We start from the raw sequence: 26,687 nt of genomic DNA on the forward strand, positions 1-26,687 counted from the left end.
ATAATCGGAGTCATTATGGCTTCCAAAGCACAACTCGAAACCCTGATCGACCTGGCCCGCCGCGAAACCGACGATGCGGCCAAGCGCCTCGGCGCCGCGCTCAAGGCGGTGGACGACGCGCGCCAGAAGCACGACATGCTGGTCGGCTACCGCGAGGAATACGTCAACCGCTTCCAGGACGCGCAAGCGGCCGGCATCACGCCCATGGCCTACCGCAACTTCCAGGCGTTCATGGACAAGCTCGACGTGGCCGTCAAGGGCCAGCTGGACATGATCACGCGCGCCGAGCAGCGCAGCAGCGCGGAAAAGCTGGCCTGGCAGACGGCCGAGCGCAAGCGCGTCTCGTACTCCACCCTGAACGAGCGGGCCGACGCCGCCGCGCTCAAGCTGGAAAACAAGCGCGACCAGAAACAGATGGACGAACACGCAGCGCGCCAGGCGTTCTACAAGCGCTGATTTTTACAGTCACGACACTCTCCGGTTCCTCATGCAAAACGCCCCGCTCCCCTCCCTCAATGCCACCACGGCCACTGCGGCCACCAACAAGCCCAAGGCCAACCTGGGCGCCGGTAGCAGCAACGATGCGTTCAGGCAAGCTCTGTCACAGCAACTCGACCAGCGCCAGGCCGTGAAGCAAGCGGAGACGAAAACGGTGGAACGCCAAAGCGCCGCACGTGCCACCGCACCGAAGCCGAATGCGGCGCCCAAACCGCCGCAGCAAGACAAAACCGCCGACCGCAACATTCAGTCCAAGCCAGCTGAAAAGCAGGGCGTGTCGACGGATGAAGCGGGCAACATCGCCAAGGCCGGGCACGCCGACGATATCAACACCGACGACCGCGCCGCCAGCGATGCCCAGGCCGCGCAGGCCACCGATCCAATCGCCGACATGCTGGCCCTGGTGGCGGCATTCAACCAGCGTGCCGACGGCGACGCGACCAGCGCCGAAGCCGACGCTGCCCTCGCTTCTGGCGGCGCTGCAGCAAGCGTTATGGATGCCGCCACCCTGGCTGCATTGACTGCCGAGCAAGCCAGCGCCGTGGCCGACGGCCCCGCCGATATTGCCCAGGCAACCGACGCGCAAGTCGGCAGCGCCGAGTTCAAGGCTGCTTTGGGCCGCGCCGCCGATGGCTTGCCCGCGCCTGCGGCTCCCGTGCCCGACCACCTGGAAGCCGACAGCAGCCTGACCCCGCTGCGCGTGGAACTGGCCAGTCAGGCAGCGCCAGCCGAGGACCCGCAGGAGAATGTCGCGAGCACGGGTAAGGGCGCCGCCGGACTAGCGCTCCCCCTTGCTGCCCACCATGGCGCCGCCACCGGCGACCACAGCGCAGCCAGCATCCAGGCCGCTGATGTGACGAGCACCGGCGGCGTTGCCGTCACCGGTGCTCCACTCAAAGCCGAGCTCGGCCACTTCAGCCAGCAGCTGGCGGTCGCACGCGGCGAAGCCAAAGCAGAAACCGACGCGGCCTTGGCCGCCAGGGATGGCGCACCGGACGCGGTGACGCCGCTCGGCGCCACGGTCGCAGCAGCGACACCGGAAATGGCCAAGGTCGCAGTCCCAGCTGCCACGCTCTACAGTCGCGTAGGCACCCCGGCCTGGGACCAGCAACTGGGCCAGAAAGTGATCTTCATGGCCGCCGGCGGTGAACACAGCGCCACCATGGAACTCAATCCGCCCGACCTGGGGCCGCTGCAAGTGGTGCTGAGCGTCAACAAGGACCAGGCCACCGCCGCCTTCACGTCGGCCGCGCCGGAAGTGCGCCAGGCGCTGGAAGCCGCGCTGCCCAAGCTGCGCGAGATGATGGGCGAGGCCGGTATCGCGCTGGGCAATGCCACTGTCTCGGCCGGCGCCGACCAGAACGCGGGCCAGCGCGCGGCCAATGACGGCAATACCCAGCGCGGCCGCAGTGGCCGTAGCAGCGACAGCGAAGACAGCGGCAACAGCGTGGCAGCGGCGGCCGGCGCCGCCACCGCCCGCACGGCGCGGGTGCCGAACGGCGCGGTCGATACGTTTGCCTGATCATTTTGTTGCATGTTTCACCATGGAAACACCGAGCAGGTGGGCGATCGCCCCTCTTTTCGGTCGATCTTGCTGCGCAGGCACAACCGATAATGACATAATGGCGAAACCGATTTAACACCCAGGGGCAATTTTTTGAAAGCGAACCCAAAAATGAAGGCTGATCAGAAAGTGGATGCGCCGGCAGGCGGCGGCAGCAAAAAGCTGATCATCATCATCGTCGCGGTGTTGCTGGTGCTCGGCATCGGCGGCGGTGGCGCGGCGTGGTACTTCATGCACAGCAGTGGCGACGCGCACGAGGAAGAAGCGCCCACCAAGAAAAAGAAAAAAGAAAAGAAAGCCGGCCCGCCGGAATACCTGCCGGTCGATCCGTTCACGGTCAACCTGCAACCGGGCGAGGACGGCGGCGAGCAATACCTGCAACTGGCGTTCACGCTGGAAGTGGGCAGCGCCGAAGAGAAGGAAAACCTCAAGGTCAATATGGCCAAAGTGCGCAGCCGGGTGCTGTTGCTGTTGTCGAGCAAGCGCGCGGCCGACATCAACACCCCCGAAGGCAAGGTGCAACTGGCCAAGGAAATCGTCGAGCAAACCAGCGAACCGCTGGAACAGCGCGGCGAGAAGCAGGACGTCGTCGATGTATTGTTTACCGCGTTCATCATTCAGTAAGTAGCGTTACCACAGCGAAGCAGGCAGTCACACCATGGCCGATAATTTTCTCTCCCAGGAAGAAGTCGATGCCCTTCTGAAGGGTGTCAACGGCGACCAGGACGATGCCCAGGCGCAGGAAGATGTCGCGGGCGTCCGCACGTACAACCTGGCCACCCAGGAGCGCATCGTCCGTGGCCGCATGCCGACCCTGGAGATTATCAACGAGCGCTTCGCGCGGCTGTTGCGCGTGGGCCTGTTCAACTTCCTGCGCCGCAGCGCCGAGGTGTCGGTGGGTTCGGTGCGGGTGTCCAAGTACAGCGAATTCATCCGCAACCTGGTGGTGCCCACCAACCTCAACCTGGTACACATGAAGCCGCTGCGCGGCACGGCCCTGATGGTGTTCGATCCGGGCCTGGTGTTCCTGCTGGTGGACAACCTGTTCGGCGGCGACGGCCGTTTCCACACCCGCGTGGAAGGCCGCGACTTTACCCAGACCGAGCAGCGCATCATCCTGCGCATCCTCGACATCGTGTTCGAGGCCTATACCAAGTCGTGGGAGCCGGTGTACCCGGTCGAGTTCGAATACATCCGCTCCGAGATGAACACCCAGTTCGCCAACATCGCCACGCCGAACGAGGTGGTGGTGGCCTCGACCTTCACGGTGGAACTCGGCTCGGTATCGGGCCAGATCCACTTCTGCATGCCGTACTCGATGATCGAGCCGATCCGCGATTCGCTCACGTCCAGCCTGCAGGGCGAGGCGTTGGAGGTCGACAAGCGCTGGATCCGCCTGATGACGCAGCAAATCCAGATCGCCGAGGTGGAACTGGTGGCGTCGCTGGGCACGGCCAAGGTCAATTTCGACGAGATCCTGAACATGCGCGTGGGCGACATCATCCCCCTCAACATCCCGGAACTCATTTCCGCCACCGTGGACGGCGTGCCGGTCATGGACTGCAGCTACGGCGTGATGAACGGCCAGTACGCGCTCAAGGTTGAAAAACTGCTGGCCAACTCCGATAACCTCAAATAACACTGGCGCATCAATGCGCCGGTCACCGCTACACAGGAGAGCAACATGTCCGACAATCAAGATGACCAGATGGACGACCCATGGGGCGCGGCCATCGCCGAGCAGGCCGAGGCCGAAGCTGCGGCACTGGCCGCCCAGCAGTCGCAGCAGGCAGCGTCCGCCGCCGTCTTCAAGGATTTTTCCGGCACGCCCAGCAAGACCGAAACCCATAACGATATCGACTTCATCCTCGACATCCCGGTCCAGCTGACAGTGGAACTCGGCCGCACCAAGATCGCCATCAAGAACCTGCTGCAACTGGCGCAGGGCTCGGTGGTGGAACTCGACGGCATGGCCGGCGAGCCGATGGACGTGCTGGTCAACGGCTGCCTGATCGCCCAGGGCGAGGTGGTGGTGGTCAACGACAAGTTCGGTATCCGCCTGACCGACATCATCACGCCTTCCGAACGCATCCGAAAACTGAATAAATGAAGCAGACCTCCGTCTTGCCCCTGGCATCCCTGATCTCGACCGCAGCGCTGGCGGCAATCGTGGCCGTCACCGCCATGTCCGCCGCGCCCGCCATGGCGCAACAGCCGGCGCCGGTTGCGGCACCAGCCACGACACCCGCCGTTATTGGATCAACCGTACCCACTGCACCCACTGCCCCGGCGACCGACACCACCGCCACGGCTGGCGACGCTGCTACCGCCCCGGCCGCCGCAACCGGCACCGCCGCCGTGCCTGCTGCACCAGGCGCAGGCAACGGCACCGACACCACCACCGCCCCCAACCCGGCCCGCGCACAACTGGGCGTGCCGGCTGCACCGTATTCCAACGCGGCCACCGGCGGCGGCCTGATGCAGACCACCTTTGCACTCGCCTTCGTCATCGCCCTGCTGCTCGGCGGCGCCTGGGTACTGAAGCGCTTCGGCCCGCGCGGCTTCGGCGGCGGCAGCAATACCGTCAAGCTGGTGGGTGCGTTGAGCGTGGGTGCGCGCGAGCGCATCATGGTCGTGGAAGTGGGCGACCAGTGGATCGTGGTTGGCGCCTCGCCGGGCCGCATGAACGCGCTGGCCACCATGCCGCGCCAGGAAACGCCGGAAGTGGCGCCCGGCAGCCAGCCGATGGCGGCCCCGGCCAATTTCGCCGACTGGTTCAAGCAAACCATCGACAAGCGCAATAACAGCAATATCAATAACAAGCAATGATGGACACCAAGTACAGCCGTAATCGCAAGCTCGTCACCGGGCTGCTCGTGGCCGGCGCGCTGGCGCTGCCGTTGCTGGCGGCCGCGCAATCGAGCGTGGGCATCCCTGCCCTGAACGCCACCCCGGCGCCGGGTGGCGGCACCAACTACACGCTGCCGCTGCAGACCATGCTGTTGATGACGGCGCTGAGCTTCATCCCGGCCGCGCTGTTGTTGATGACCTGCTTTACCCGCATCATCATCGTGCTGTCGCTGCTGCGCCAGGCGCTGGGCACGCAATCGGCGCCGCCCAACCAGGTGATGGTGGGCCTGGCGCTGTTCCTGACCCTGTTCGTGATGGGTCCGACCTTCGACAAGATTTACAACGAAGCCTACCTGCCGCTGCAGGAGAGCAAGATCAACATGAGCGAGGCGCTCGACAAGGGCGCGGCGCCGTTGAAAGCGTTCATGCTCAAGCAGACGCGCCAGGCCGACCTGGCGCTGTTCGCCAAGCTGTCGCGTACACCGGCCATGCAGGGACCGGAAGACGTGCCGCTGCGCATCCTGGTGCCGGCGTTCGTCACCAGCGAACTCAAGACCGCGTTCCAGATCGGCTTTGCCATCTTCATCCCGTTCCTGATCATCGACATGGTGGTGGCCTCGGTGCTGATGGCGATGGGGATGATGATGATGTCGCCGGCGGTGATTTCGCTGCCGTTCAAGCTGATGCTGTTCGTGCTGGTCGATGGCTGGCAATTGCTGCTCGGCTCGCTGGCCCAGAGCTTTTACTAGGGAGCGCAGATGACACCGGAAAGCGTGATGACCCTGGGCCGCCATGCCATGGAAGTGACCCTGATGATCGCCGCGCCGATGCTGCTGGTGGCGCTCGTGATCGGCCTGATCGTCAGCATCTTCCAGGCTGCCACCCAGATCAATGAAGCGACCCTGTCCTTCATCCCGAAACTGGTCGGCGTGTTCGTGGCGCTGGTGGTGGCCGGGCCGTGGATGTTGTCGATCATGCTCGACTATATGCGCGAAGTATTCGGCGGCATACCCAACCTGGTTGGCTAGCATCCCGCAGTACCGATGACGACCGCATGATTACCCTCTCCAGCACCGACATCAATATGTGGATCGCCGGGCTGCTGTGGCCGCTCACGCGCATCCTCGGCATGATCGCGGCCGCCCCCATCTTCGGCAACAACGCGGTGCCGGCGCGCATCAAGGTGATGCTGGGTGTGCTGCTGGCAATGATCATCGCTCCCACCGTACCGGCCGCGCCGGCCGTGGAGCCGCTGTCGTGGGCCGGCCTGTTGATCCTGGTGCAGGAAATGTTGGTCGGCGTGGCCATCGGCTTTACCATCCGCGTGGTGTTCGCAGCAGTGGAAATGGCTGGCGAGGTTGCCAGCCTGACCATGGGCCTGGGCTTTGCCACGTTTTTCGATCCCAACACGCGCGGCCGGTCGTCGGCGATCAGCCAGTTCCTGTCGCTGGTCGCCACCCTGGCTTTCCTCTCGGTCAATGCCCACCTGGTGCTGCTGTCTGTGCTGGTGGAAAGTTTCAGCACCTTGCCGATCTCGGCCAGCCCGATTTACGGCGGCGGTTTCAAGCAGATGGCCGACTGGGGCGGCACCGTGTTTGCCACCGGCATCCAGCTGTCGATGCCGATCGTGGCGGCGCTGCTACTCACCAACGTCGCGCTGGGGATCTTGACGCGCGCCGCGCCCGCGCTGAACCTGTTCGGTATCGGCTTCCCGATCACGCTGGGCGTCGGCCTGCTGGTGATCGCCATGGTCCTGCCCTACCTGGTGCTGCCGATGCAAAACCTGTTCCTGAACGGCATCGAACACGCGCGCCTGATGCCGCGCACCTGGCACGAACGGGTGCCGCCGGTGGTGCCGGTGGCGCCGGTGCCGGTCATGCCCGGGCCGGCAATACAGGGAGTGCCGGCGCCGGCCAACCCGGCGCCGCCGGCCGCACCGATACGATAGAACGCGTGCGGGTTGTCCCGAGCCCGCTTCTTTCGTAGACTGGCTGCAGGCCCACTCACCATCACCAGCATGCCCACCCGCCTCCTCCAGTTCGACGGCCAGACCGTGCGCCTCGACGCCCGCACCGACCGCCTCGACCCGCGCGACCGCCCTTACGCACCGCCGCTGGCCGCGCTGCCGCCGCGCTGGCCGGACGACGCGCGCCTGCGCCGCCTGCTGTCCGCCTACGTCCAGCAGGGACTGGTGCTCGATCAAAGCTCACAGGGCAACCAGGGCGCGTGCACCGGCTACGGGCTGGCTGCCGTGGTCAACTTCCTGCTGTGGCAGCGCGATGGCGCCGGCAACACAAACCATGCCGGGCCGGTCAGCCCGCACATGTTGTACGACCTGGCGCGTTTCTACGACGAGTGGCCGGGCGAGGAATACCAGGGGTCCAGTTGCCGTGGGGCCATCAAGGGCTGGAGCAAGCATGGCAGTTGCGCCGCGCCGCTGTGGCAGGCCAGCGTGCACGCCGGCCAGGGCGACGGGGACGATCACGACCAGGGTCGAGACAGCGCCGTCGGCTACCGCCCCGACCAGCGCTGGGCCAGCGACGCCGCCACCCGCCCGCTGGGCGTGTACTACCGGGTGGACAGCGCGTGCATCACGGACATGCAGGCGGCCTTGCACGCCATCGGCGCGCTGTACGTGTCGGCCAGCGTGCACCCGGGCTGGCTCGAGGTCGCTGCCGGCAACGGGCTGGCGCGGGGCCATGCCGGCCTGCCTGTGATCGGGTACGACGGCATGCCGGCTGACACCGGCAACCACGCGTTCGCCATCGTCGGCTACAACGCCCACGGCTTCGTGGTGCAGAACTCCTGGGGCGAAGGCTGGGGCGCGCGCGGCTTTGCCGTGCTGCGCTACGACGACTGGCGCGATAACGGCCTCGACTGCTGGGTGGCGGCGCTGGGCGTGCCGCAGGCAGCGGTAGCGCCCGGCTTGGCCGCCGGGTCCGGCATGGTGACCAGGCTTGGCGCCAATGCGGGGGATGCGGGCAGCGCCAGCGGTGCAACGGTGGCTGCGGCCAAGTCGCGCCGCGTCGGTGTCTCCCTGGCTGCCGCCGATCCGCCGGTGCTGACCAACCCGGCGCTGGCGGGCGCCCTGCCCTGGTCCAGCGATACCGCCTACGGCCACACTCTGGTGAGCGGCAACAACGGCGTGCTGCGCAGCAGTCGGCCCGACCTCGGCCGCGCCAGCGACCTGGTGGCGGTGGCGGTGGACGAGCGGCTGGGCGACTGGTTGCGCCGTGGTGGCAGGAAGGTCGTGATCTACGCCCACGGCGGCCTGAATTCCGAAGCGGCCTCGCTGCGCCGCATCCGCGTGATGGGGCCATATTTCACCGCCAACGGCATTTATCCATTGTTCTACACCTGGCGCACCGGCCTGCTCGAAACCCTCGGTGGCGTGCTGCGCGACGCCGTCGGCGACACGCTGGCCCCGGCCCGATCACTGCTGGGCAGTACCTTCAGCGATGCCACGGATGGCTTGCTGGAAACCGTTGCCCACCGGGTCCGCTGGATGTGGCGCGAAATGAAGGACAACGCCGCGCTGGCGGCGCAGGACGGCGGCGCGCTGGCACTGCTCGCAGCCGCCCTGGTCCGCCTGCGGCAAGACTATCCGACACTGGAAATCCACTTGGCCGGCCACTCGGCGGGCGCTTTCGTGCACGGCCACCTGCTCGAACTGTGCCGGGCGACCAGGCTGCCGGTGGCATCGGTCACGCTGTACGCGCCGGCCTGTTCGCTGGCGTTCGCGCGGCGCTGTTTTATCGCGGCCGTGGCGGCCGGCGTGGTGCCGCGCGACCGCTTCTGGCTGCACCTGCTGTCCGATGCGGCCGAGCGCGACGACACCGTCGGGCCTTACGGCAAATCGCTGTTATACCTGGTGGCGCGTGGTTTCGAGGACGTACGCAAGACGCCGCTGGCGGGGCTGTACCGGACCGTCGATGCGGCCGCGCAGCATCCGGACGACGAACTGTGGCGCGCAGCCGACTGGCCGGCTGTGCAGGCGTGGCGCGCCTGGGTTGCCGCCCTGCCTGCCCAGGCCGATGGCGTACCGGCATGCGAGGTCACGACCATGCGCATGCCGGTGTCGGTACAAGCAGCGCTCAAGCCCGGACACAACGCTTTCGATAACGATATCGTGATTTTGAGCCGCACCATCAACCGCGTGCTGAACCGGCCACCCAACGCCGTGCTGGCGGCGCCGGTGACCGATCTGGACTATTAAATATAGTTGAACAGGGACAGGCCCGACAGCGATTTGAATGACTTCTGCGCTGCGTCGAGGTTGGTGGACTGCTGGGTGAACATCGAGATTGCAGCCACGTAATCCACATCCTGCAAATCGGACAGCACGCTCGCGTATTGCAGCTTGAGGTCGTCGCCGGCGCTGTCGAGCGAGTCGAGTTCCTTCAAGCGCGAACCCACGGCCGCCTGCACCGACAGGATATTGTCGGCGGTGTTGTCGATGCTGTTTTGCGCCTGGTTCAGCGCATTGCTCAGGCTAGCCTGGCCGGCAGCGCCCGAACCCGGTGCGCGCAAGGCCTTGATCATGTCGTCGATGGCATTGAACACCGACTTCTTGGTCGATGGCTCTACCGAGAACTGATCGCCGTTGGCCGGCGCGCCCTTGATATCGAAGGTCATGCCATCGAACGCAATCGCCTGGCCGCTCACGTATGGCACCGGCACCGCCGGGACCGGAGTGGCCGGCACCGGCTGGTTCAGGGTCAGGTCGGTGATGGTATAGGTCGTGGACGCCGGCGTGCCGGGCACGGCGGGCGTGACCTGGAAGTCGATCTGGTACTTGCTGCCGGTAAGCTTGGTGGGATCGGACACCGAGCCCGGGGCGATGATGCCGGTGCCGCCGCGATCGTAATTGGCCGGCGAGGCGCCGGTGGCAAAGCGGCCGTTGCCAGTGAGATTGTTCTCGAACACCGAGGAGCCGGAATCGCTGATCGCCACCTTGCGGGTGGACGCTACCTGCAGCTCGCGCTGGCCCTGGTCGCCGTTATAGACCACACCGTTGGCGGTGGGCGTAAATGGTTGCGTCGTCGACTTATAGCCGGAGAACACGTAGCCGCCCACGCCATCGGACGAGTTGGCCTGTCCCAGCAGATCGGCCAGGCGGCCTTCGAGCTCGACCGCGATCGATTCGCGATCGGCTTGCGACAGGCTGCCCGCGCCGGCTTTGACGGCCAGTTCCTTGATGTCGGTCATCAGGTTGGTGGAGCTTTGCAGGGCCACGGTTTCCAGCGACAGCAAGCCCTTGGCATTGCTGCGGTTGGTCACCATCTGCTCGTTGATGCCGGCCGACTGCGTCACCTCCAGCGCACGCGCGCTGGCGATTGGATCGTCCGCAGCGGTAAGGTTCTTGCGGCCGGTCGAGAGTTGTTGCTGGGTACGGGCCAGCGACGACTGCAGCGTGCCGATCTGGCCAACGCCGACGTCGTAAATGGTTCTGGTACTGATGCGCATGACCATGGGGCTACCTCGTCAAAAATCTGTTGGTACTCATCGGCCGAGGCTGAGCAAGGTGTCGAACAGGGTGCTGGCAATCTGCATGACCTTGCCTGCGGCCTGGTAAGCCTGCTGGTAACGCAGCAGGTTGGCCGCCTCTTCGTCGAGGTTCACGCCCGACACGCTCTGGTGCGCCTTGGTTGCCTGCACCACGGCCGCGTCAGCGGCGTTCATCCCGATCTGCGCTTCGCGCGCCTTGTTGCCCACCACGTTGACCACCTGGGCGTATGCGCCCTGGAAGGTGGCGGTGCCGTTGTTCATCACATTCTTCGATTGCAGGCCGGCCAGCAAGGCGCCGTTGCGGCTGTCGCCCACGCCGCTGGTGTTGGGGCCGACGGTGAAGGTGTCGCCATTGCCCGGCGCGCCGCTGATGCTGAAGCTGACGCCGCCGAAACCGATGGCCGCACCATCGGTGAATGGTACCGGGGTGCCGGCCGGATACGTGGTGGTATTGCCGTTGGCGGTGACCGTCACATCCTGGCCGGCCGGGAAGCCGGCCAGGGTGCCGGCCGCCTTGTCGAAGGTCAGCGTGACCGGCGCCGTCAAGGCATTGCCCGGCGCCAGGTAATTCTGGTCCACGGTGCCGGCCGAGATCTTGGCGCTGCCGGTGTTGGCAATCGGCGCGCCGGTGGTGACCGGCGCGGCCAGCGCGATCTTGGTCGGATCGTTGACCGCGACCGTCAAGTCCTTGGCGGCGGCGTACGTCGGGCGCACCAGGAAGTTGTCGTTTTGCGCGGGGGCACCGGTGATACTGTAGGCCACGCCGTCGATCACCTGCGGTTCGGTCTGCGGGAACGGGTTAATCTGCGTGACCTGGCCATCGCTCAGGCGCTTGACGTTGAAATTGGTGCCGTCGAAATCGACGCTGTAATCGCTGGCGGTGAGCTTGCCGGCATCGACCACGGTACCCTTCACTTCGGCCGTGCTTTGCGGCGCGTTGTTGGCGTTGGGATTGACGTAGGCCTGGATCGGGTTGAAGAAGGTACCACCCAGGGCGCCGTTCTGGTCCTGGCCCAGCTGGTGCTGGGCGTTGAAACTGGTGGCCAGCGACGCTGCCACCTGGCCCAACTGGTTCTGGGCGCCATCGAGCGCGGTATTGCGGAATTCAATCAAGCCGCCCAACTGGCCGCCGGTGATCACCTTGTCGGGCAGCGGCGTGAATTTGCCGTTGGGGGCCACGTAACCAACCGACATCTTGGACGGATCGTTGGCGGCCTGCGCCGTACCGAGAGTGAACGCGGTATTGCCAACCACCAAAGGCTGGCCGGTGCCCATTTGCACGGTCAGCGTATTGTTGTCGCCCTGGATCACGTTAGTCTTGACCAGCTTGTTCAAGTCGGTGATCAGCTGGTCGCGGTGGTCGAGCAGATCGTTGGGCAAGTCGCCGCCCGAGGACAGGCCGGAGATGGTGTTGTTGAGCTCAGCAATCTGGCGCGCATACGAGTTGATCTCGCCCACGCTGGAGACGACCTGGCTGTTGACGCCTTCGGAAATTTCGTTGAGGCGCGCGCTCATGCCCTGGAACCTGGCGGCGAGCGACTCGGAGGTCGAGAGCATCGACTGCCGCGCCGCTGCCGATGCCGGACTGGCCGCGGCATTCTGTACGCCGTTGAAGAAATCCTGCATCACCGGCGACAGGCCGGCGGTAGGGTCGGCCAGCAGGTTGTCGATCTGCGAAATCTGCTTGTAAAAACCTTCGAGCGACGCCTGGTTGGTTTCGGCGCCGCGCAACTGGTTGGCCAGGAAGTTGTCGTAGTAACGGCGCACGGACGACACTTCGGTGCCGGTGCCGACAAAGCCGGCGCCGGTGTTTTGCGAAGGCGTGTCGGTCTGCACCACGCCCTGGCGGGAATAACCCGGGACGTTCGCGTTGGTAATGTTGTTGCCGGTCGTAGACAATCCGACCTGGGCCGCCAACAAACCACTTCTGCCGATACTCAGTAGACTCATGATGGTTTCACTTTATGTTGCTAAGGTTTACGGCAGCCCAGCCCGAAACTTGAATTATCCAGATTTGAAGCGACAACCGAAGCCACAACTGGCCGGCTTACACCTGTTCAGGGCCAGGCGCTGCAACGACGCCCTGGACAGGTTTAACCGGCCAGCGAGCGTTTAATGATGCTAGTGAGCTTATTGGCATATTGCGGATCGGTCGCGTAACCGGCCTTCTGCAGCCCCTGGGCAAAGGCGCTGGCGTCGCCGGCGCTGGCCAGCACCTTTTCGTAACGCGGGTTGTTGGTGATCAGGCGCGCATAGTCCTTGAAGCTGTCGGCGTAGCTGTCGTAGGCGCGGAAGCGTTCCACCCTGGTCTGGGCCTTGCCGTTGACGTATTCGGTCGTGGTCGCCTCAACAACCTTGCCTTTCCAGTCAGGCGTGGCCTTGATGCCGAACAGGTTGTTGCTGTTGGTGCCATCGCGGCCCTTGATCTCGCGTTTGCCCCAGCCGCTCTCGAGCGCAGCCTGGCCCAGCATGAACTTGGCCGGAATGCCGGTCGCGGCGCTGGCCTCGTCCGCGTGCGACGACAGTTTTTCCTGGAAGCTGATAACGTGCGGCGCCTGCGAACCCCGGCGTGCCGGCGCAGCCGGCTTGGCGTCCGCAATCGCTTCGGTCTTGGCCGTGGCGGCGGCGTTGCCGCCGGCCGCGGCGATGGCTTTTTGCAGCCTGGCGTCCATCAGGCTGGCCATGCCGGCAAAGCTGCCGGCATTGGCGCCATCGGCGGCATCGCCGGCGCCGCCCACGGCCAGCGCCTGCTTGTCGTTATGGCCCAGCTGACGCATCAGCATGTCGGCCAGGCCGATGCCCTTCTTGGCGATGCTCTGGGCGGTCTGCTGGTCCTGCATGCCGGTCAACATCTTGGTCTGGTCGCTATTGGTCAGGCTGTCCTGCGGCGACGCTTCGCGCATGGTCTTCAACATGGTGTTGACGAACATCGCTTCGAACTGGGTGGCGGCGCCCTTGAGCGCTTCGGGCGTGCCGGCCCGCGCACCCTGGCGCAGGCTGCCCATGTCCTTGACGTCAAGCGCAAACTTGCGCGAGAGGTCGTTGCCGAGGGTGTTGGAGTTTTGACTGGTCATGGCGTGATTCCCGCGTTTTCCGCTTAAATGATTTCAAGCTCGGCGCGCAGCGAACCTGCGGCCTTCATGGCTTGCAGGATCGACAGCAAGTCCTGCGGCGTGGCGCCGATGGCGTTGAGCGCCTTGACAACTTCGGCCAGCGACGCGCCGCCCTTGACCATCATGACCTTGCCGCCGTCTTTTTTGATGGCCACGTTCTGGTTCTGGGTGACCACGGTGGAGCCGCCCGAGAGCGGATTGGGCTGGCTCACCTGCGGATCGGACGAGACCGATACGGACATATTGCCGTGCGAAATGGCGCACGTCTCCAGGGTCACGGCGCGGTTCATCACCACCGACCCGGTGCGGGCATTCATGATCACCTTGGCCGGCTGTTCGGCCGGGTTGACGTTCATGTCCTGCAAGGTGCCGATGAACGTCACGCGCTGGTCGCTGCTGCTGGGGGCCTGCACGCGGATCACGCGGCCGTCGAGCGCGTAGGCAATGCCGGCGCCGTACTTGTCGTTGATCGCGTCCACCACCCGGCTGGCCGTGGCGAAGTCGCTGGTGTTCAATTCCAGGCGGATCATGTTGCCCTCGCCCAGGCTCGAAGCGACTACGCGCTCGACCGTTGCGCCAGCAGAAATCTTGCCCACGCTCAGGTGGTTGATGACCAGCGAATTACCGCCGCCACCGCCACCGGCCTGCACGCCGACGCCGCCGACCAGCACATTGCCCTGGGCCATGGCGTACACCTGGCCATCAGCGCCTTTCAGGGGCGTCATCAACAGGGTGCCGCCGCGCAAGCTCTTGGCATTGCCCATCGACGAGACGGTGATGTCCAGCGTTTGGCCGGGCTGCGAGAACGGCGGCAGCGACGACGTCACCATCACGGCCGCGACGTTTTTCAGTTGCAGCTGGGTGCCCTGCGGCAGGTTCACGCCCAGTTGCTGCAGCATCGACACCACGCTTTGCACGGTGAACGGGGTTTGGGTGGTCTGGTCGCCGCTGCCGTCGAGGCCGACCACGATGCCGTAGCCGATCAGCTGGTTGTGGCGCACGCCGGCGATGCTGGCCAGGTCGCGCAGGCGCTCAGCCTGGGCCGGCGGCGCCATCAGCAGCGACAGCACCACGGTGCCGACGATGATGCCGACCACCACCGCGCCGCGTTTGCAGGCGGCGGTGGCGCGCCGGACACTGGTATTTGCTTGGGAAAGTTCCATGATCGGCCTCAGAACGGCAAGATGCTCTGGAAGAAGCGCGACACCATCGACGCCACTTCCGCCTTGTCCACCTGGCTGCTGGTGCGGTACTCGACGCGGGCGTCGGCCACGGCGGTGGACGACACGGTATTGCCGGTGACAATATTGTCGGGATTGACCATGCCGGAGAAGCGGATGAATTCCACGCCCTTGTTCATGCCGACCTGCTTTTCGCCGGCCACGATCAGGTTGCCGTTCGGCAGCACCTCGACCACGGTGATGCCCATGGTGCCGGTGAAGGCGTTGCTGGCGGTCTGGTTGTCGGCGCCGGAGAAGCTGTTGTTGTTGTTGATCGCCAGCGGGTTGCCGAACGTGCCTTGCAGCGGCTTGGGCAAGCCGATGCTGACCGCGCTGGTCTTGTTGGCGGAATTGGTGCCGGCCTTGTTGGCGGTGGTGCGTTCGGTAATGACCAGGGTCAGCACGTCGCCCACCTGGCGCGCGCGGCGGTCTTCGAAGATCGGCCGGAAATTACCGCCCTGGTAGATCGCGCCGCTGGTCGGCTTGACCTGCATCTGCTCGGTGGTGAGCGGACGCGCGGTGCGCGGCGAGTCGACGATCGAGGTGGGGGTAACGCTGGCGCAGCCGCTCAGCATGGTGGCGATGGCGAAAACGGCGAAGGTGGCGAATTTCATGGCGTATTCCTTACAGCTGCGACAGGCGCGCGAGCATCTGGTCCGATGTGGTGATGGCCTTGGAGTTGATTTCGTACGCGCGCTGGCTCTGGATCATGTTGACCATTTCCTCGACCACGTTGACGTTGGACGATTCCACGTAGCCTTGCAGGATCGCGCCCAGGCCGTTGGTGCCGGGCGTGTTGGTTTGCGGCGCACCCGAGGCGCCGGTTTCCACGTACAGGTTTTCACCTTTGGATTCGAGCCCGGTCGGGTTGATGAAGGTGGACAGCTGCAAGGCGCCCAGCTGCTGCGGCGCTACCGTGCCCGGCACCAGCGCCGAGACCGTGCCGTCGCGGCCGACGGTGATGTTTTGCGCTTCGATCGGGATGGTGATCGGCGGTTGCAGCACGAAGCCGCTGGAGGTGACCATCTGGCCATTGTTATCGCGCTGGAACGAGCCGTCGCGGGTGTAGGCGGTGGTGCCATCGGGCAGCAGCACGTTGAAGAAGCCGGCGCCGTTGACCATGATGTCCTTGTCGTTGCCGGTGGCCTGCGGGTTGCCCTGGGTATGGATGCGCTCGATGGCGACGGGGCGCACACCGGTACCTTGCTGCATGCCGGACGGCAGGTTGGTCTGTTGCGAGGACTGGCCGCCGGGCTGGCGCAGGTTCTGGTACAGCAGATCCTCGAACACCGCGCGCGACTTCTTGAAACCGGTGGTGCTGACGTTGGCCAGGTTGTGCGAAGTGACGTCGAGCTGCGTCTGCTGCGCTTCCATGCCGGTCTTGGCGATCCAAAGTGAACGTATCATGATCCTTCTCCCGTAGCTTGGATGGGCGTTCGCCACAGCGGCAAACGCTCATCCCACAACAGCATTATGCGGGAGTCGGGGTCAACCCAAAGCGAGGATCTGGGTGGCTTTTGCGGCGTTATTCTCGGCGTTCTTCAACAAGCTCATTTGCATGTCGAACTGCCTTGCCAGGCTGATCATGTTGACCATGGAATCGACCGGATTGACATTGCTGCCCTCGATCACGCCGTCGACGATGCGCACCAGCGGGTCGTTCTGGGCCGGCGTGCCGTCGGCCTGGCGGAACAGGCCATCGTCGCCGCGCAGCAGGCCGGCGGTCGGCGGATTGACCAGTTTTAACCGTCCCAGCACGTTCGACGGGCCCGGCTGGAACTCGGTAGACACCGTGCTGACCGTGCCGTCGCTGGCTATCGTGATGTTGGTGTCGGGCGGCACCGCGATGGGGCCGCCGTCGCCGATCAGGGTCTGGCCGCTGGTCGTTTGCAGCAAGCCGTTTTCGTTCACGCGCAGGCTGCCGTTGCGGGTGTACGCCTCCGAGCCGTCGGCCGACTGCACCGCCAGCCAGCCCTGCTCGCGGATGGCAATGTCGAGCGAGCGACCGGTGGTTTGCATCGGCCCGGCGGCAAAATTGGAGCCGACCGTGGAATCGACCACGAAAGCGCGCGTGGGCAGACCGTCCGACATCACCGGCACCGCCCGGAAGGAATCGAGCTGGGCGCGAAAACCGTTGGTGGTGGCATTGGCCAGGTTGTTCGACACGGTGGCTTGCTGCTCCATCACGTGGCGCGCACCGGTCATCGCGGTGTAGATCAGACGGTCCATGGTTTACCTCATCAACGCAGGTTGACCAGCGTTTGCAGCAGCGAGTCTTCGGTCTTGATGGTCTGCGCATTGGCCTGGTAGACGCGCTGCGCGGTGATCATGTTGACCAGTTCCTCGGTCAGGTCGACGTTCGACGTTTCCACCGAGCTCGAACGCAACTGCCCCATCGAGCCGGCGTTCGGCACGCCGATCATCGGCTGGCCGGACGCGGCGCTTTCGGACCAGGCATTGTTGCCCAGCGGGGTCAGGCCATCGACGCTGGCAAAGTTGGCCATGGCGATCTGGCCCATGGGGCGCGACTTGCCGTTGCTGTACTGGCCCAGGATGATGCCGTTCTCGTCGATCGACAAACGCTGCCAAGAACCGGCCGAGTAACCGTTCTGCACCGAGCCGAGGTCGTTGGTGGCGCTGCCGTACTGGGTGGTGTTGTTGAACGTGGTCTGAATCGTCAGCGGTTGCAGCGAGCCGGTGTCCGGGAAGATCGGCAGCTGGATCGCGAACGGCAGCGTTTGCGGCGGCGTGCGCAAGGCCATCGCACCGGGATCGAGGTTGCCGCTGCGGTCGAACTGCAAGGTACCCACCTTGATCGCCGGTACCGTGATGGCGTCGGCCAGCTTGGCGCCGATCTGGTCCGGCGACTGGCCGGTAATGCGGCCGGAATTGGTCGGGTCGAGCGCGGCAAAGGCGGTGTCGAGCGCAGCCAGTTGCGCGGCGCTGGCCTGGGCCGGCGCGGTGGAGGCCGCCGTGCGCATGACCTGGTAAGCCTGGGTGGCGTAGTTTTTGGCAGCCTGGGCGATAGTGTCGGCATCGGGCGGGGTGGCGCGGATGGCGTCGTTGTAGGCGGTGCGCGCGGCGGTCACGCCGGCATCGTTGTTGATGGCGGCAGCCACGCCGCCGGAAATGATTTCCTTGTTATCGGCAGCAGCGTACACGTCCCAGACGTTGGCGTCGGTCTTGACGTAGTACGTGGTCATGATGTGCTGGGTGCCGAGGCTGTCGTACACGTCGAGCACGGTCTGCTTGTTGTAGGTTTCCGGGTCGTTGGCGTTGAACGGATTCTTGGCCGGCACCTTCTCGGCCGAGCTCAGGTTCAGGTGGTAGTTGGCCTCGGTGGTTTGCACCGGTTTCAGGTCGGACTTGTCGAGCACGATCGGCACCGGCGCGCCCAGCTGGATCACGCCGGCGGTGTTGGCCAGGTAGCCGGTCAGCACTGCGCCTTGCGCGTTGACCAAAGTATTCTTGTTGTCTTCATGGAACTGGCCGTTGCGCGAGTACTGCACTGCGCCGTTGACGGTCAGGCGAAAAAAGCCGCCGCCGTTGATTGAAACGTCGAGCGGGTTGTTGGTGGTTTCGATATTGCCCTGGGTGAACTGCTGGGCCAGCTTGGACGTCATCACGCCGATGCCGGGGTTTTGGCCGGAAACACCGTTGAGCGAATTGGCGTACAGGTCGGCAAACTGGGCTTCCGAACTCTTGAAGCCCACAGTGCTGGCGTTGGCAATGTTGTTGCCGATGACAGACAGCGATTTCGATGCGGCGTTCAGGCCGCTCAGTCCTTGTTGGAACATGGTATTCCCCTATCAGGTGCAAATGATTGTACGCAACTGCAACATGCAATTGCAGTGTGCGACTACAAGACTTCTTTGACTTCCGCCAGCGTAAAGTGCCCGAGCGAGGTATTGAGTTTCACGCCGGCGCTGCCGGTGGACACGCTCGCCACCGCCGCCAGTTGCAGCTGGGTCGCGTTGTCGAGCGCCTTGCCGCCGGTGGTGGCCTTGACCGTGAACGTGTAGCTGCCCGCTTCGGCAACGGTTTTGTCGTCCTTGGTGCCATCCCAGGTGAGCGGGTAGGTGCCGGCGTCGGCACTCTTCATGCTCATGGTGCGCACCGTCTTGCCGGTCTTGTCGATGATGTTGATATCGACGATGTCGGCCGGCGAACCGAGCTCCACGCCGAACACGCTGGTGTTGGACTTGGTGCCGTCGGCGGCGGTGGCGGTGCTCAGCTCGATGCCCTTGCCGGCCACCAGCACGCCCTTGCCGATCAGGTTGGTCGCCGTCATCGACTGCGCGCTGGCCTGGTCGGCGCGCAACGATTCGAGCGTGGCGTTGACCTTGTTGATGCCGGTCACGGTGGACAGCTGCGCCAGCTGGCTGGTCATGGCGGCGTTGTCCATCGGGTTGAGCGGATCCTGGTTCTTCAGCTGCGTGACCAGCAGCAGCATGAACTTGTCCTGGTCGGCCTGCACGCTGTCGGTGGAGGTGGTGCTGGTGCTCGAGCTGGTGGCCACCGAATTGGTGGTCACGGTCTTTTGCGTATCGATAATGCCGGCGATTGCCATGATGATTCCTGTCAGTTCTGACCGATGGTCAGGGTTTTGTTCAACATCGACTTGGCCGCGTTCATCACTTCCACGTTGTTCTGGTAGGAACGCGAGGCAGACAGCATGTTGACCATCTCGTCAACCGGGTTGACGTTGGGCATGGTGACGTAGCCCTTGTCGTCGGCCAGCGGATTTTGCGGGTCGTATTTCATTTTCATCGGCGACTGGTCTTCCACCACCTGCTTGACCCGGACGCCGGTGGACGCGCCGCCATTGGTCGGCGGCGTCGCTTCGAACACCACCTGGCGCGCCCGGTACGCTTCGCCGGTGGAGCTGGTGCCGCTGTCGGCATTGGCCAGGTTGGACGCGGTGACGTTGAGGCGCTGGGCCTGCGCGCTCATGGCCGAGCCCGACACATTGAAGATGCTGAAAAGTGACATGATCGGCTCCCTTAGTTACCGGACTGCAGGGCGTTCATCATGCCCTTGATCTGCGCGTTGATCATGGTGAGGCTCGCTTCGTAGCGCACCGCGTTGTCGGCAAACTGGTTGCGTTCCACGTCCATGTCGACCGTGTTGCCATCGACCGCGCCCTGCACCACGCCACGGTACAGCAGCGGCGTGCCGTCGGCCAGCAGGCCACCGTCAGATGGCGGGTTCGGGAAGTGGCGCGCAGCGGTCGTCTTCATGCTGGCGGCGGCGGTCGGGCTGGCTTTTTCCACGGCCGCCTTCATGGCGCTGGAAAAGTCGATATCACGCGCCTTGTAATTGGGCGTGTCGGCATTGGCGATATTCGAAGCGAGCACGGTCTGGCGCTTTTCGCGCAGGTTCAGGGCCGATTCGTTAAAGCGCATGTAGTCGTCGAGCTTGGAAAGCATGATGGCCTCCGGGTGTATTAACAGGATCGATGATACGGAGTTGCTCTCGTGAACCATCAACCGAGCAGCAGCGGCTTTTCCACCCTATTCCTCGCTTCAAGCGCGGCGTGGTTCTCTATCATGGCAACATTGAATGGAAGGTCTGCGCCATGAACCCACGTCTCGTTACCTTATTGATTACCGCCGCCTTGGCCGCCACCGTCTCACCGGCACAGGCGCAACCAGCGCAGGGCCGCCAGGATGCGGCCGGCATCAAGCGCACCGTCGAAGAGTTCCTCAAGATCCAGAGCGGCGGCCTGCCCGGTCAGGTCACGGTGGCCGTGGGCGCGATCGACCCGCGCCTGAACCTGGCCGCCTGCCCTGCCCCGCAAGCGTTTTTCTCGCCCGGCGCACGCGCCTGGGGCAAGACCACGGTGGGCGTGCGCTGCACGGCGCCCGCCGCCTGGACCCTGTATGTACAAGCGAGCGTGACCGTGATGGGCGACTATGTCGCCAGCGCCGCGCCACTGGTGCAGGGCCAGGAGATCGAAGCGCGCCAGCTGGTCGTGCTGCAGGGCGACCTGACCAGCCTGCCTGCGGGCGTGGCCACCGATGTCAGCCAGGTCATCGGCCGCAGCACCAATGCTTCGTTGCCACCTGGCACTCCCTTGCGACTTGATACCTTGCGCAGCAAGCCGGTGGTGCAGCCGGGCCAGCTGGTCCGGCTGGTGTCTTCGGGCAGCGGTTTTAGCGTCTCGTCCGAGGCCCGCGCCATGAGCGGGGGCGCCGATGGCCAGGTGGTACGGGTAAAAACTGCCTCAGGGCAACAGATCAGCGGCATCGCAAAGCAAGGCGGACTGGTGGAAGTGGCGTTCTGATAAAACGTCACGGATTTTGGTCGCAACGGCGCTAAAGTTTTTCAAGCGCGCGCCGTTATAGACTCAGATCCCGGAGTATCACACTCCACCCAGTGAAGGAAGTGCTGTGAAAATCAACGATACAACTTTAAAGAACCCGCCAGGCTTGCCGGCGGCGAACAGTACGCCCACCTCCACCACCCGCAGCGCGGAGACGGCAGTGCAGTCGTCCACCCCGGCCGCGACCGACAGCGTACGCTTGTCGCCGCAGGGCCAGGCCATGGCAGCGAGTGCCGCCAATGGCGCAGGCGCGGTGTTCGACAGCAAGAAAGTCGAACGCATCAAGCTGGCGATTGCCGATGGGCAGTTCCAGGTCAACTCGGAAAAAGTGGCGGATGGCTTGCTCGATACGGTCAAGGATCTGCTGCACTCAAGACAACGTTAGGATAGACAATGACCACGGTCACCCCGCTCGACAACCTGCGCGAAGAAGCGCACATCATGACCACCTTGCTGGACTTGCTGAAGCAGGAGCAACAGATGCTGGTATCGGCGGAGATCGAAGGCCTGGATGTAGTCACCAGCAAGAAAACCGCGTTGATCACGCAAATGACCTTGCTGTCGGCCCAGCGCCATCGCGCCCTGGGCAAGGCCGGTTTCCCGGCCGAAGAAGCGGGCATGGAGGCGTGGATTGCCGCCAGCGGCGATGCCAGCATCGCCCAGGCCTGGGCCGCCCTGCTCGAGACCACGCGCGAAGCCAAAGAGCTCAACCGTGTGAACGGCATGCTGATCAACAAGCAAATCAATAACACCCAGGGCGCGTTGGCGGCCCTGCGGCCTACGGCCGGCGGTCAGACTTACAGCGCGACCGGCATGTCGAATCCGATTCCACGCAGCCGCGGCTTCCTCGCCGGCTAATCGTTTTTACCCCGCACAGCAAAGCGGGTCGGACCCCGTACGGGGTCCGACCCCAAACGCCAACGCACACGTACAGGGTCACAGTTGCCGGGTTACTGCTGCGGCACCACCTCGGTCGGCAATTCGGTGACCGGATCGGGCAGGCCCGACAAAATCGTTACCGCCACCCGGCGGTTGCGGGCGCGGCCGATGGGGTCGTCGTTGGAGGCGACCGGCACGTTCGAGCCGAAGCCCACTGCCGTCAGGCGGGTCGGCGCCACGCCGTTTTCCACGAACAGGCGCACCACGCTGCTGGCGCGCACTGACGACAATTCCCAGTTCGACGGGAACTGCGCATTGCTGATCGGCAGGTCGTCGGTGTGGCCCTCCACTTGCACGTTGTGGGTATCGTTCTTGAGCAGCACGCCTACCGCGCTCAGCGCTTCCACCGACTCCGGCGTCAGGCGCGCGTCGGCCGGGTCGAACAGCACGCTGGCGTTGATTTCCACGCTCACACCGCGGCTGTTTTGCGTGACCCGCACTTTCCCTTCCTTGACCAGCGGCGCCAGCGTGGACAGTAAATCCTGCGCCAGCCTGGTCATCTCCTGCCGTTCCTGCTTGAGCATCTCGGCGCGGCGTTTCAGGGCGGGATTGGGGATCGGCAGATTGGGCACCTCGGTGTTGGTCACCGGCGCGGCGCCGGCGCCGCCGAAAGCGTCACCGAGGGCATCGGAAAACACCTTGTACTTGCCGATATTGACCGACGAGATGGCGTACATCACGACAAAAAACGCGAACAGCAAGGTGATGAAATCGGCATACGAGATCAGCCAGCGCTCGTGGTTTTCCACTTCCTCGTCGAATTTCTTGCGGGCGCGCCGGTAGTGCATATCAGTGCTCACGCATCAGGGTAGCGATGCGTTCTTCGATCACGCGCGAGTGGTCGCCAGTGGCAATGTCGTAAAACACGGCGGCGGCAATTTCCTGCTGGTGGACGTTCTGGTTGACGATGGCCTTGAGCTTGTTGGCAATCGGATAGAAGAACAGGTTGGCCAGGCCCACGCCGTAAATCGTCGAGACGAACGCGACCGCAATGCCGGCGCCCAGCTTGGTGGGGTCGGTCAGGTTTTCCATCACGTGGATCAGGCCCAGCACGGCGCCCAGGATGCCGATGGTAGGCGCGTAGCCGGCAGCGGACTCCCACACCCGCACGGCCAGGCGCTCCTCGGTTTCGTAGGCAGTGATTTCGGTGTCGAGCAGCTGGCGCAGCTTGTCGGGATTGATGCCGTCGACGATCAGGCGCAAGCCCTTGGTATTGAATTTGTCTTTCGACGCCAGCATGTGGCGCTCGAGCGAGAGCAGGCCGTCGCGGCGCGCGGCCAGGTTCCAGGCGCTGATGTCGCGCGCCAGGGCGGCGCGGGTATCGGGCGGCGGCGCAAACACCATGCGCAGCATTTTCATGCCACGCACAAAGGTGCGCAACTTCGATTGCAGCAGCACGGCGCCGAAGGTGCCCACCACCACGATGGCAAACGCGGCCGGCTGCACCAGTGACGACAGCTTGCCACCTTCCATGGTCTGGCCGATGGCGATGCCGATCAACGCAATGACGACACCGGCTATGCTGGCCCAGTCCATGCCTTCTCCCTCAGATTGGCCCGCAGGCGCGCCACGGCTTGCGTATGCAGTTGCGATACGCGCGATTCCGACACGCCCATGACGGCGCCGATTTCTTTCAAGTTGAGCTCCTCTTCATAATACAGCCCCATCAGGATCTTCTCGCGCTCGGGCAAGGCGTCGATGGCGTTGATCACGGCCTGGCGGAAGTCGGTGTCGAGCAGCGCGCGCAGCGGATCGGATTCTTCATCGGAACAGTAGCGGTCGAGGAAGCTGTCGTTGCCATCGTCGTCGTGAAAATCCTCGTAGTACACCAGCTGGTGGCCGCCGCCGTCGGACAGCATGTCCTGGTAGTCGGACAGCGACAGCTTGAGCGACTTGGCCACTTCCGACTCGGTCGGTGGATGGCCGAGCTTTTGCTGCAGCGTGCTCATGGCCGCTTCGATCTTGCGCATGTTCTGGCGCATCGAGCGCGGCAGCCAGTCGCTGGTGCGCAGCTCGTCGAGCATGGCGCCACGGATGCGCAGCACGGCATAGGTCTCGAACTGCGCGCCATGGGTTTCTTCGTAACGGTTGATGGCGTCGAGCAGCCCGATCATGCCGGCCTGGACCAGATCATCGACCTCTACGCTGGGCGGCAATTTTGCCTTCATGTGATGGGCAAGACGCTTGACCAACGGCATGTGCTGCGTCAGCAAGGTGTTCTTGTCCGCTTTCCCTTTGACCGTGTACATAGCCTATTATTTTACTTTCAAGCGCTAAAGTGATTGCCGCTCCCCGTCTGGAAAGTAGGCGAGCCAGCCAGCGCAAAGCGCCCCGCCAGTTGACGAAAGGCCACCGATGCACCGGCCAGCGGAAACGCATCCACCACCGCGCGCCCCAACCGCGCGGCGCGCTGCAGGTATTCATCGGCCGGCACCGAGCCCATCGAGACCAGGTTGACGGCCAGGTAACGGCTGGCAGCTTGTGCCATATTATCGTAAACCAACTTCGCTTCGGCCTCTGATGCGCCGGTGACAAGAATTCCGAATGGCCGGCGACCGAACTCCTGGTTCAATTGCTTGATCAAACTGTAGGCAGCCTTGATCGAACCGGCGTTGGCCGACACCTGCACCACGATCTCGGAACTGGCCATCACCGGTACGGGGAATGACTCGCCGTCGAATTCCCCATCGACGATCACCATGCCGGTCTGCTTGACCAGCACATCGAAGGCCTTGGCCAGGCGCCGGGTTTCGTCGGGACCGGTGCGCGGCATGCCGCGTGTCATCGACGCCACAGAAAAGCCTTGCGGCGCCTGGTGCAGCACCTGGTTCAGTGCGCATTCCTGGCGCGCCACGTTGAGCAGGCTGGCGCCGCCGTCGAGGCCGAGCCGGCTGGCCACGCCGCGCGCGCTGGCGCAGGCGTCCATCAGCAGCACGTCGTTGCCGGCCCGGGCCAGCGAGGCGCCCAGGTTGACCAGCATGGCGCCCTTGTCGTCTTGCGCGGTGGCGGACAGGAAGGTAACGATGCGGGGCTTGGGCCCCGCCAGCATGCGGCGCAGGCCTTCGGCCTGGTCGAAATCGAAATTAGCCAAGGTGGACCTCGCGCATCGCAGTATGTTGATTGCCCGACATCAGCAATGGCAGTTCATTGTCCAGGTACTGGGTGTTTACCACGTCGCGTTTCAACTTGAACGCGCGGTCGATCAGGTAGGCCGGGTCGGCCAGGTGCAGGTCTTCCGGCACGCGCTGGCCATTCGAGACGTAAAACAGGTTGAGCTTCTGGCGGATCACCACGTCGAGCACGTTGCCGATGGCGGCCGCTTCGTCGAGCTTGGTCATGATGCAGCCGGCCAGGCCGCTGCCCTGGTAGGCGCGCACCACTTCCGACAGGGTTTCCTGGGTGGCCGTGGCGTTCAGGCACAGCAGGCGCTTGACGTCGGCACCGGCGCCTTGCAGCATCGAAACCTGCTCGGTGACCATCTGGTCGCGCTGGCTCACGCCCACGGTATCGATCAGCACCGTGTGCTTGTTGCGCAATTCCTTGAGGGCGATGCGCAGGTCCGCTTCATCCTTGACCGAGTGCACCATCACGCCGAGGATCTTGCCGTAGATGCGCAGTTGTTCGTGGGCGCCGATACGGTAGGCGTCGGTGGTGATCAGGGCCAGCTTTTCGGGGCCGTGGCGCATCACGCAACGCGCAGCCAGCTTGGCGGTGCTGGTGGTCTTGCCCACGCCGGTCGGACCCACCAGTGCGAACACGCCGCCCTGGTCGATCAGCGCATCTTCGTTGGTCATGGCCGACAGGTTGCGCGTCAACACGGTTTTGATCCAGCGCATGCTGTCGGCAGCGTCGCGGCCGGCCGGCAGCTTGTCGATCAGGTAGCGCGACAGGCTGGCAGAGAAACCGGCGGCCAGCATCTCGCGCAGCACGGCGGCTTTTTGCGGCTCGCGCGCCTGGGTGCTGCCCCAGGCGATTTCCGCCAACTGGGTTTGCATCATGCCGCGCATGGCGCGGATTTCGCTCATCATGTCCTGCATTTCCAGCGCCGCGCTCTGCTTGGCGCTGGCGACGGCGGAGGCCACCATGGCGCTGACCTGGGTGGCGTCCAGCTGCGGCGTGCGCGGCTGGGCCGGCATGGCTGGCGCGGCGGCAGATGCAGCAGCGGCAGCGGTCTTGGTGGCGAACGATGATGGCGAGGCGACCACGCGGCGTGCCGGTTGCGGGGTTGCTTGCTGGGCTTGCTGGGCGTGCTGAAATTGCTGAGCTTGCTGTGGGGCTGGCTGCATGCTGCGCGGCGCCGGCTGCATCGGCTGCATGGCCGGTTGCACAGCTTGTGTCTGGCGCGGCGCCAGGCGTGGCGCTTCATCTTTGAAGTGCGGCTCCAGGCGTGCATCGAGGCGCTGGCTGCGCTGGGCGATGGCCGCGTCAAAGTCGAGCGACGGGGCCGGCTCGGCCATCGGCGAGTGCGGCGCCGGCATCGCCAGCGAAGCGGCATCGTCATTGGCCAGGGCCAGGATTTCAATCATACCGTCGGCCTGGCGGTTGGACAGGATCACGGCGTCTGGCCCCAGCGCTTCCCGGACCTTGCGCAATGCCTCGCGCGACGTGGGCGCGGTGAATTTTTTCACGTTCATGGCCGGCTCCCGATGAACTGGCTGACGCGGGGTGGC

Annotated in this window: 29 protein-coding genes; 13 read left to right on the forward strand and 16 right to left on the reverse strand. The window is 64.5% G+C overall.

Annotation, left to right across the window (positions count from 1 at the left end):
* Positions 1-15 precede the first annotated feature (15 nt).
* From fliJ to J2X54_RS20245, 10 genes are all read left to right on the forward strand, one after another.
* A complete protein-coding gene (gene fliJ / locus J2X54_RS20200) occupies positions 16-456 on the forward strand; it encodes a flagellar export protein FliJ (RefSeq protein ID WP_070248667.1) in 441 nt (146 codons plus the stop codon).
* Between the two features lie 31 nt (positions 457-487).
* The gene (locus J2X54_RS20205; RefSeq protein ID WP_310183052.1) at positions 488-2,020 is read left to right on the forward strand and encodes a flagellar hook-length control protein FliK; all 1,533 of its coding nucleotides are present in this window, start codon (positions 488-490) and stop codon (positions 2,018-2,020) included.
* A gap of 153 nt (positions 2,021-2,173) precedes the next feature.
* Entirely contained in the window at positions 2,174-2,686 is a 513-nt protein-coding gene (fliL, locus tag J2X54_RS20210) for a flagellar basal body-associated protein FliL (RefSeq protein ID WP_070248662.1), read from the forward strand.
* 34 nt (positions 2,687-2,720) lie between these two features.
* On the forward strand, positions 2,721-3,701 hold the full coding sequence (gene fliM, locus J2X54_RS20215; RefSeq protein WP_070248660.1) for a flagellar motor switch protein FliM: 981 nt from the start codon (positions 2,721-2,723) through the stop codon (positions 3,699-3,701).
* 45 nt (positions 3,702-3,746) lie between these two features.
* Positions 3,747-4,172, forward strand: a complete 426-nt coding sequence (fliN, locus tag J2X54_RS20220; protein WP_070248658.1) for a flagellar motor switch protein FliN — start codon at positions 3,747-3,749, stop codon at positions 4,170-4,172.
* On the forward strand, positions 4,169-4,891 hold the full coding sequence (gene fliO, locus J2X54_RS20225) for a flagellar biosynthetic protein FliO (RefSeq protein ID WP_310183057.1): 723 nt from the start codon (positions 4,169-4,171) through the stop codon (positions 4,889-4,891). The genes fliN and fliO overlap by 4 nt, the downstream gene beginning before the upstream one ends.
* A complete protein-coding gene (gene fliP, locus J2X54_RS20230; protein WP_070246815.1) occupies positions 4,891-5,661 on the forward strand; it encodes a flagellar type III secretion system pore protein FliP in 771 nt (256 codons plus the stop codon). Before fliO ends, fliP begins: the two co-directional genes overlap by 1 nt.
* 9 nt (positions 5,662-5,670) lie before the next feature.
* Positions 5,671-5,940 carry a flagellar biosynthesis protein FliQ gene (gene fliQ / locus J2X54_RS20235; protein ID WP_070246809.1) on the forward strand — a complete coding sequence of 90 codons (270 nt, stop codon included), beginning with the start codon at positions 5,671-5,673 and terminating at the stop codon, positions 5,938-5,940.
* Between the two features lie 26 nt (positions 5,941-5,966).
* Entirely contained in the window at positions 5,967-6,860 is an 894-nt protein-coding gene (gene fliR, locus J2X54_RS20240) for a flagellar biosynthetic protein FliR (RefSeq protein WP_070246808.1), read from the forward strand.
* A gap of 69 nt (positions 6,861-6,929) precedes the next feature.
* Entirely contained in the window at positions 6,930-9,128 is a 2,199-nt protein-coding gene (locus J2X54_RS20245; protein WP_310183059.1) for a C1 family peptidase, read from the forward strand.
* On the opposite strand, the gene flgL is transcribed toward J2X54_RS20245, so the two are convergent.
* From flgL to flgB, 11 genes are all read right to left on the reverse strand, one after another.
* On the reverse strand, positions 9,125-10,384 hold the full coding sequence (gene flgL / locus J2X54_RS20250; protein WP_084640550.1) for a flagellar hook-associated protein FlgL: 1,260 nt from the start codon (positions 10,382-10,384) through the stop codon (positions 9,125-9,127). The two genes, J2X54_RS20245 and flgL, sit on opposite strands and share 4 nt — an antisense overlap.
* A gap of 30 nt (positions 10,385-10,414) precedes the next feature.
* Entirely contained in the window at positions 10,415-12,370 is a 1,956-nt protein-coding gene (gene flgK / locus J2X54_RS20255; RefSeq protein ID WP_310183061.1) for a flagellar hook-associated protein FlgK, read from the reverse strand.
* 143 nt (positions 12,371-12,513) lie between these two features.
* Positions 12,514-13,494 (reverse strand): flagellar assembly peptidoglycan hydrolase FlgJ, encoded by a 981-nt coding sequence (gene flgJ, locus J2X54_RS20260; protein WP_310183063.1) that lies wholly within the window; start codon positions 13,492-13,494, stop codon positions 12,514-12,516.
* 23 nt (positions 13,495-13,517) lie between these two features.
* On the reverse strand, positions 13,518-14,696 hold the full coding sequence (locus J2X54_RS20265; protein WP_404990940.1) for a flagellar basal body P-ring protein FlgI: 1,179 nt from the start codon (positions 14,694-14,696) through the stop codon (positions 13,518-13,520).
* Between the two features lie 8 nt (positions 14,697-14,704).
* A complete protein-coding gene (locus J2X54_RS20270) occupies positions 14,705-15,367 on the reverse strand; it encodes a flagellar basal body L-ring protein FlgH (protein ID WP_310183065.1) in 663 nt (220 codons plus the stop codon).
* A 10-nt stretch (positions 15,368-15,377) separates the two neighbouring features.
* Positions 15,378-16,160, reverse strand: a complete 783-nt coding sequence (gene flgG, locus J2X54_RS20275; protein WP_070246803.1) for a flagellar basal-body rod protein FlgG — start codon at positions 16,158-16,160, stop codon at positions 15,378-15,380.
* An 81-nt stretch (positions 16,161-16,241) separates the two neighbouring features.
* Positions 16,242-16,982 carry a flagellar basal-body rod protein FlgF gene (flgF, locus tag J2X54_RS20280; protein WP_070246802.1) on the reverse strand — a complete coding sequence of 247 codons (741 nt, stop codon included), beginning with the start codon at positions 16,980-16,982 and terminating at the stop codon, positions 16,242-16,244.
* A gap of 11 nt (positions 16,983-16,993) precedes the next feature.
* The gene (locus J2X54_RS20285; RefSeq protein ID WP_070246801.1) at positions 16,994-18,550 is read right to left on the reverse strand and encodes a flagellar hook protein FlgE; all 1,557 of its coding nucleotides are present in this window, start codon (positions 18,548-18,550) and stop codon (positions 16,994-16,996) included.
* A gap of 62 nt (positions 18,551-18,612) precedes the next feature.
* Positions 18,613-19,323 (reverse strand): flagellar hook capping FlgD N-terminal domain-containing protein, encoded by a 711-nt coding sequence (locus J2X54_RS20290; RefSeq protein ID WP_310183068.1) that lies wholly within the window; start codon positions 19,321-19,323, stop codon positions 18,613-18,615.
* 11 nt (positions 19,324-19,334) lie between these two features.
* The gene (gene flgC, locus J2X54_RS20295; protein ID WP_019922847.1) at positions 19,335-19,745 is read right to left on the reverse strand and encodes a flagellar basal body rod protein FlgC; all 411 of its coding nucleotides are present in this window, start codon (positions 19,743-19,745) and stop codon (positions 19,335-19,337) included.
* An 11-nt stretch (positions 19,746-19,756) separates the two neighbouring features.
* Positions 19,757-20,182, reverse strand: coding sequence for a flagellar basal body rod protein FlgB (gene flgB, locus J2X54_RS20300; RefSeq protein WP_019922848.1), 426 nt, complete (start codon positions 20,180-20,182; stop codon positions 19,757-19,759).
* A 149-nt stretch (positions 20,183-20,331) separates the two neighbouring features.
* Between flgB and flgA the strand changes: the two genes are divergently transcribed.
* The 3 genes from flgA to J2X54_RS20315 all read left to right on the forward strand — a co-directional run bounded on the left by flgA (position 20,332) and on the right by J2X54_RS20315 (position 21,936).
* A complete protein-coding gene (flgA, locus tag J2X54_RS20305) occupies positions 20,332-21,039 on the forward strand; it encodes a flagellar basal body P-ring formation chaperone FlgA (RefSeq protein ID WP_070246799.1) in 708 nt (235 codons plus the stop codon).
* 106 nt (positions 21,040-21,145) lie between these two features.
* Entirely contained in the window at positions 21,146-21,463 is a 318-nt protein-coding gene (flgM, locus tag J2X54_RS20310) for a flagellar biosynthesis anti-sigma factor FlgM (RefSeq protein WP_070246798.1), read from the forward strand.
* Between the two features lie 8 nt (positions 21,464-21,471).
* Positions 21,472-21,936 carry a flagellar protein FlgN gene (locus J2X54_RS20315; RefSeq protein ID WP_310183075.1) on the forward strand — a complete coding sequence of 155 codons (465 nt, stop codon included), beginning with the start codon at positions 21,472-21,474 and terminating at the stop codon, positions 21,934-21,936.
* A gap of 92 nt (positions 21,937-22,028) precedes the next feature.
* Here the strand turns inward: J2X54_RS20315 and motD are convergent, their stop codons facing one another.
* Genes motD through flhF form a run of 5 tightly spaced genes read right to left on the reverse strand, consistent with a single transcriptional unit; the run spans position 22,029 to position 26,651 of the window.
* Positions 22,029-22,805: a flagellar motor protein MotD gene (gene motD / locus J2X54_RS20320; protein WP_070246796.1), complete on the reverse strand. Its 777-nt coding sequence runs from the start codon at positions 22,803-22,805 to the stop codon at positions 22,029-22,031.
* Position 22,806: 1 nt separating this feature from the next.
* On the reverse strand, positions 22,807-23,553 hold the full coding sequence (locus tag J2X54_RS20325; protein ID WP_070246795.1) for a flagellar motor protein: 747 nt from the start codon (positions 23,551-23,553) through the stop codon (positions 22,807-22,809).
* On the reverse strand, positions 23,535-24,266 hold the full coding sequence (locus J2X54_RS20330; RefSeq protein ID WP_070246794.1) for an RNA polymerase sigma factor FliA: 732 nt from the start codon (positions 24,264-24,266) through the stop codon (positions 23,535-23,537). The genes J2X54_RS20325 and J2X54_RS20330 overlap by 19 nt, the downstream gene beginning before the upstream one ends.
* Positions 24,267-24,283: 17 nt before the next feature.
* Entirely contained in the window at positions 24,284-25,108 is an 825-nt protein-coding gene (locus J2X54_RS20335) for an antiactivator of flagellar biosynthesis FleN protein (RefSeq protein ID WP_070246793.1), read from the reverse strand.
* Entirely contained in the window at positions 25,101-26,651 is a 1,551-nt protein-coding gene (flhF, locus tag J2X54_RS20340) for a flagellar biosynthesis protein FlhF (protein WP_310183079.1), read from the reverse strand. The genes J2X54_RS20335 and flhF overlap by 8 nt, the downstream gene beginning before the upstream one ends.
* Positions 26,652-26,687 lie beyond the last annotated feature (36 nt).

The organism is Duganella sp. 3397 (genome assembly GCF_031456625.1).
GTDB classification, from domain to species: domain Bacteria; phylum Pseudomonadota; class Gammaproteobacteria; order Burkholderiales; family Burkholderiaceae_D; genus Rugamonas; species Rugamonas phyllosphaerae.

What these genes read in the sequence shown, in the direction of transcription:
- flgC (WP_019922847.1), bottom strand. Translation starts at nt 19,745, where the DNA reads ATGTCACTTTTCAGCATCTTCAATGTGTCGGGCTCGGCCATGAGCGCG.
- J2X54_RS20285 (WP_070246801.1), bottom strand. Translation starts at nt 18,550, where the DNA reads ATGTTCCAACAAGGACTGAGCGGCCTGAACGCCGCATCGAAATCGCTG.
- flgJ (WP_310183063.1), bottom strand. Translation starts at nt 13,494, where the DNA reads ATGACCAGTCAAAACTCCAACACCCTCGGCAACGACCTCTCGCGCAAG.
- J2X54_RS20330 (WP_070246794.1), bottom strand. Translation starts at nt 24,266, where the DNA reads ATGTACACGGTCAAAGGGAAAGCGGACAAGAACACCTTGCTGACGCAG.
- flgK (WP_310183061.1), bottom strand. Translation starts at nt 12,370, where the DNA reads ATGAGTCTACTGAGTATCGGCAGAAGTGGTTTGTTGGCGGCCCAGGTC.
- flhF (WP_310183079.1), bottom strand. Translation starts at nt 26,651, where the DNA reads ATGAACGTGAAAAAATTCACCGCGCCCACGTCGCGCGAGGCATTGCGC.
- fliO (WP_310183057.1), top strand. Translation starts at nt 4,169, where the DNA reads ATGAAGCAGACCTCCGTCTTGCCCCTGGCATCCCTGATCTCGACCGCA.
- fliR (WP_070246808.1), top strand. Translation starts at nt 5,967, where the DNA reads ATGATTACCCTCTCCAGCACCGACATCAATATGTGGATCGCCGGGCTG.
- J2X54_RS20265 (WP_404990940.1), bottom strand. Translation starts at nt 14,696, where the DNA reads ATGGAACTTTCCCAAGCAAATACCAGTGTCCGGCGCGCCACCGCCGCC.
- fliQ (WP_070246809.1), top strand. Translation starts at nt 5,671, where the DNA reads ATGACACCGGAAAGCGTGATGACCCTGGGCCGCCATGCCATGGAAGTG.
- J2X54_RS20205 (WP_310183052.1), top strand. Translation starts at nt 488, where the DNA reads ATGCAAAACGCCCCGCTCCCCTCCCTCAATGCCACCACGGCCACTGCG.
- J2X54_RS20290 (WP_310183068.1), bottom strand. Translation starts at nt 19,323, where the DNA reads ATGGCAATCGCCGGCATTATCGATACGCAAAAGACCGTGACCACCAAT.
- motD (WP_070246796.1), bottom strand. Translation starts at nt 22,805, where the DNA reads ATGCACTACCGGCGCGCCCGCAAGAAATTCGACGAGGAAGTGGAAAAC.
- flgG (WP_070246803.1), bottom strand. Translation starts at nt 16,160, where the DNA reads ATGATACGTTCACTTTGGATCGCCAAGACCGGCATGGAAGCGCAGCAG.
- fliN (WP_070248658.1), top strand. Translation starts at nt 3,747, where the DNA reads ATGTCCGACAATCAAGATGACCAGATGGACGACCCATGGGGCGCGGCC.
- fliJ (WP_070248667.1), top strand. Translation starts at nt 16, where the DNA reads ATGGCTTCCAAAGCACAACTCGAAACCCTGATCGACCTGGCCCGCCGC.
- J2X54_RS20315 (WP_310183075.1), top strand. Translation starts at nt 21,472, where the DNA reads ATGACCACGGTCACCCCGCTCGACAACCTGCGCGAAGAAGCGCACATC.
- flgA (WP_070246799.1), top strand. Translation starts at nt 20,332, where the DNA reads ATGAACCCACGTCTCGTTACCTTATTGATTACCGCCGCCTTGGCCGCC.
- fliL (WP_070248662.1), top strand. Translation starts at nt 2,174, where the DNA reads ATGAAGGCTGATCAGAAAGTGGATGCGCCGGCAGGCGGCGGCAGCAAA.
- J2X54_RS20270 (WP_310183065.1), bottom strand. Translation starts at nt 15,367, where the DNA reads ATGAAATTCGCCACCTTCGCCGTTTTCGCCATCGCCACCATGCTGAGC.
- J2X54_RS20245 (WP_310183059.1), top strand. Translation starts at nt 6,930, where the DNA reads ATGCCCACCCGCCTCCTCCAGTTCGACGGCCAGACCGTGCGCCTCGAC.
- J2X54_RS20325 (WP_070246795.1), bottom strand. Translation starts at nt 23,553, where the DNA reads ATGGACTGGGCCAGCATAGCCGGTGTCGTCATTGCGTTGATCGGCATC.
- flgL (WP_084640550.1), bottom strand. Translation starts at nt 10,384, where the DNA reads ATGGTCATGCGCATCAGTACCAGAACCATTTACGACGTCGGCGTTGGC.
- flgF (WP_070246802.1), bottom strand. Translation starts at nt 16,982, where the DNA reads ATGGACCGTCTGATCTACACCGCGATGACCGGTGCGCGCCACGTGATG.
- fliM (WP_070248660.1), top strand. Translation starts at nt 2,721, where the DNA reads ATGGCCGATAATTTTCTCTCCCAGGAAGAAGTCGATGCCCTTCTGAAG.
- flgB (WP_019922848.1), bottom strand. Translation starts at nt 20,182, where the DNA reads ATGCTTTCCAAGCTCGACGACTACATGCGCTTTAACGAATCGGCCCTG.
- fliP (WP_070246815.1), top strand. Translation starts at nt 4,891, where the DNA reads ATGGACACCAAGTACAGCCGTAATCGCAAGCTCGTCACCGGGCTGCTC.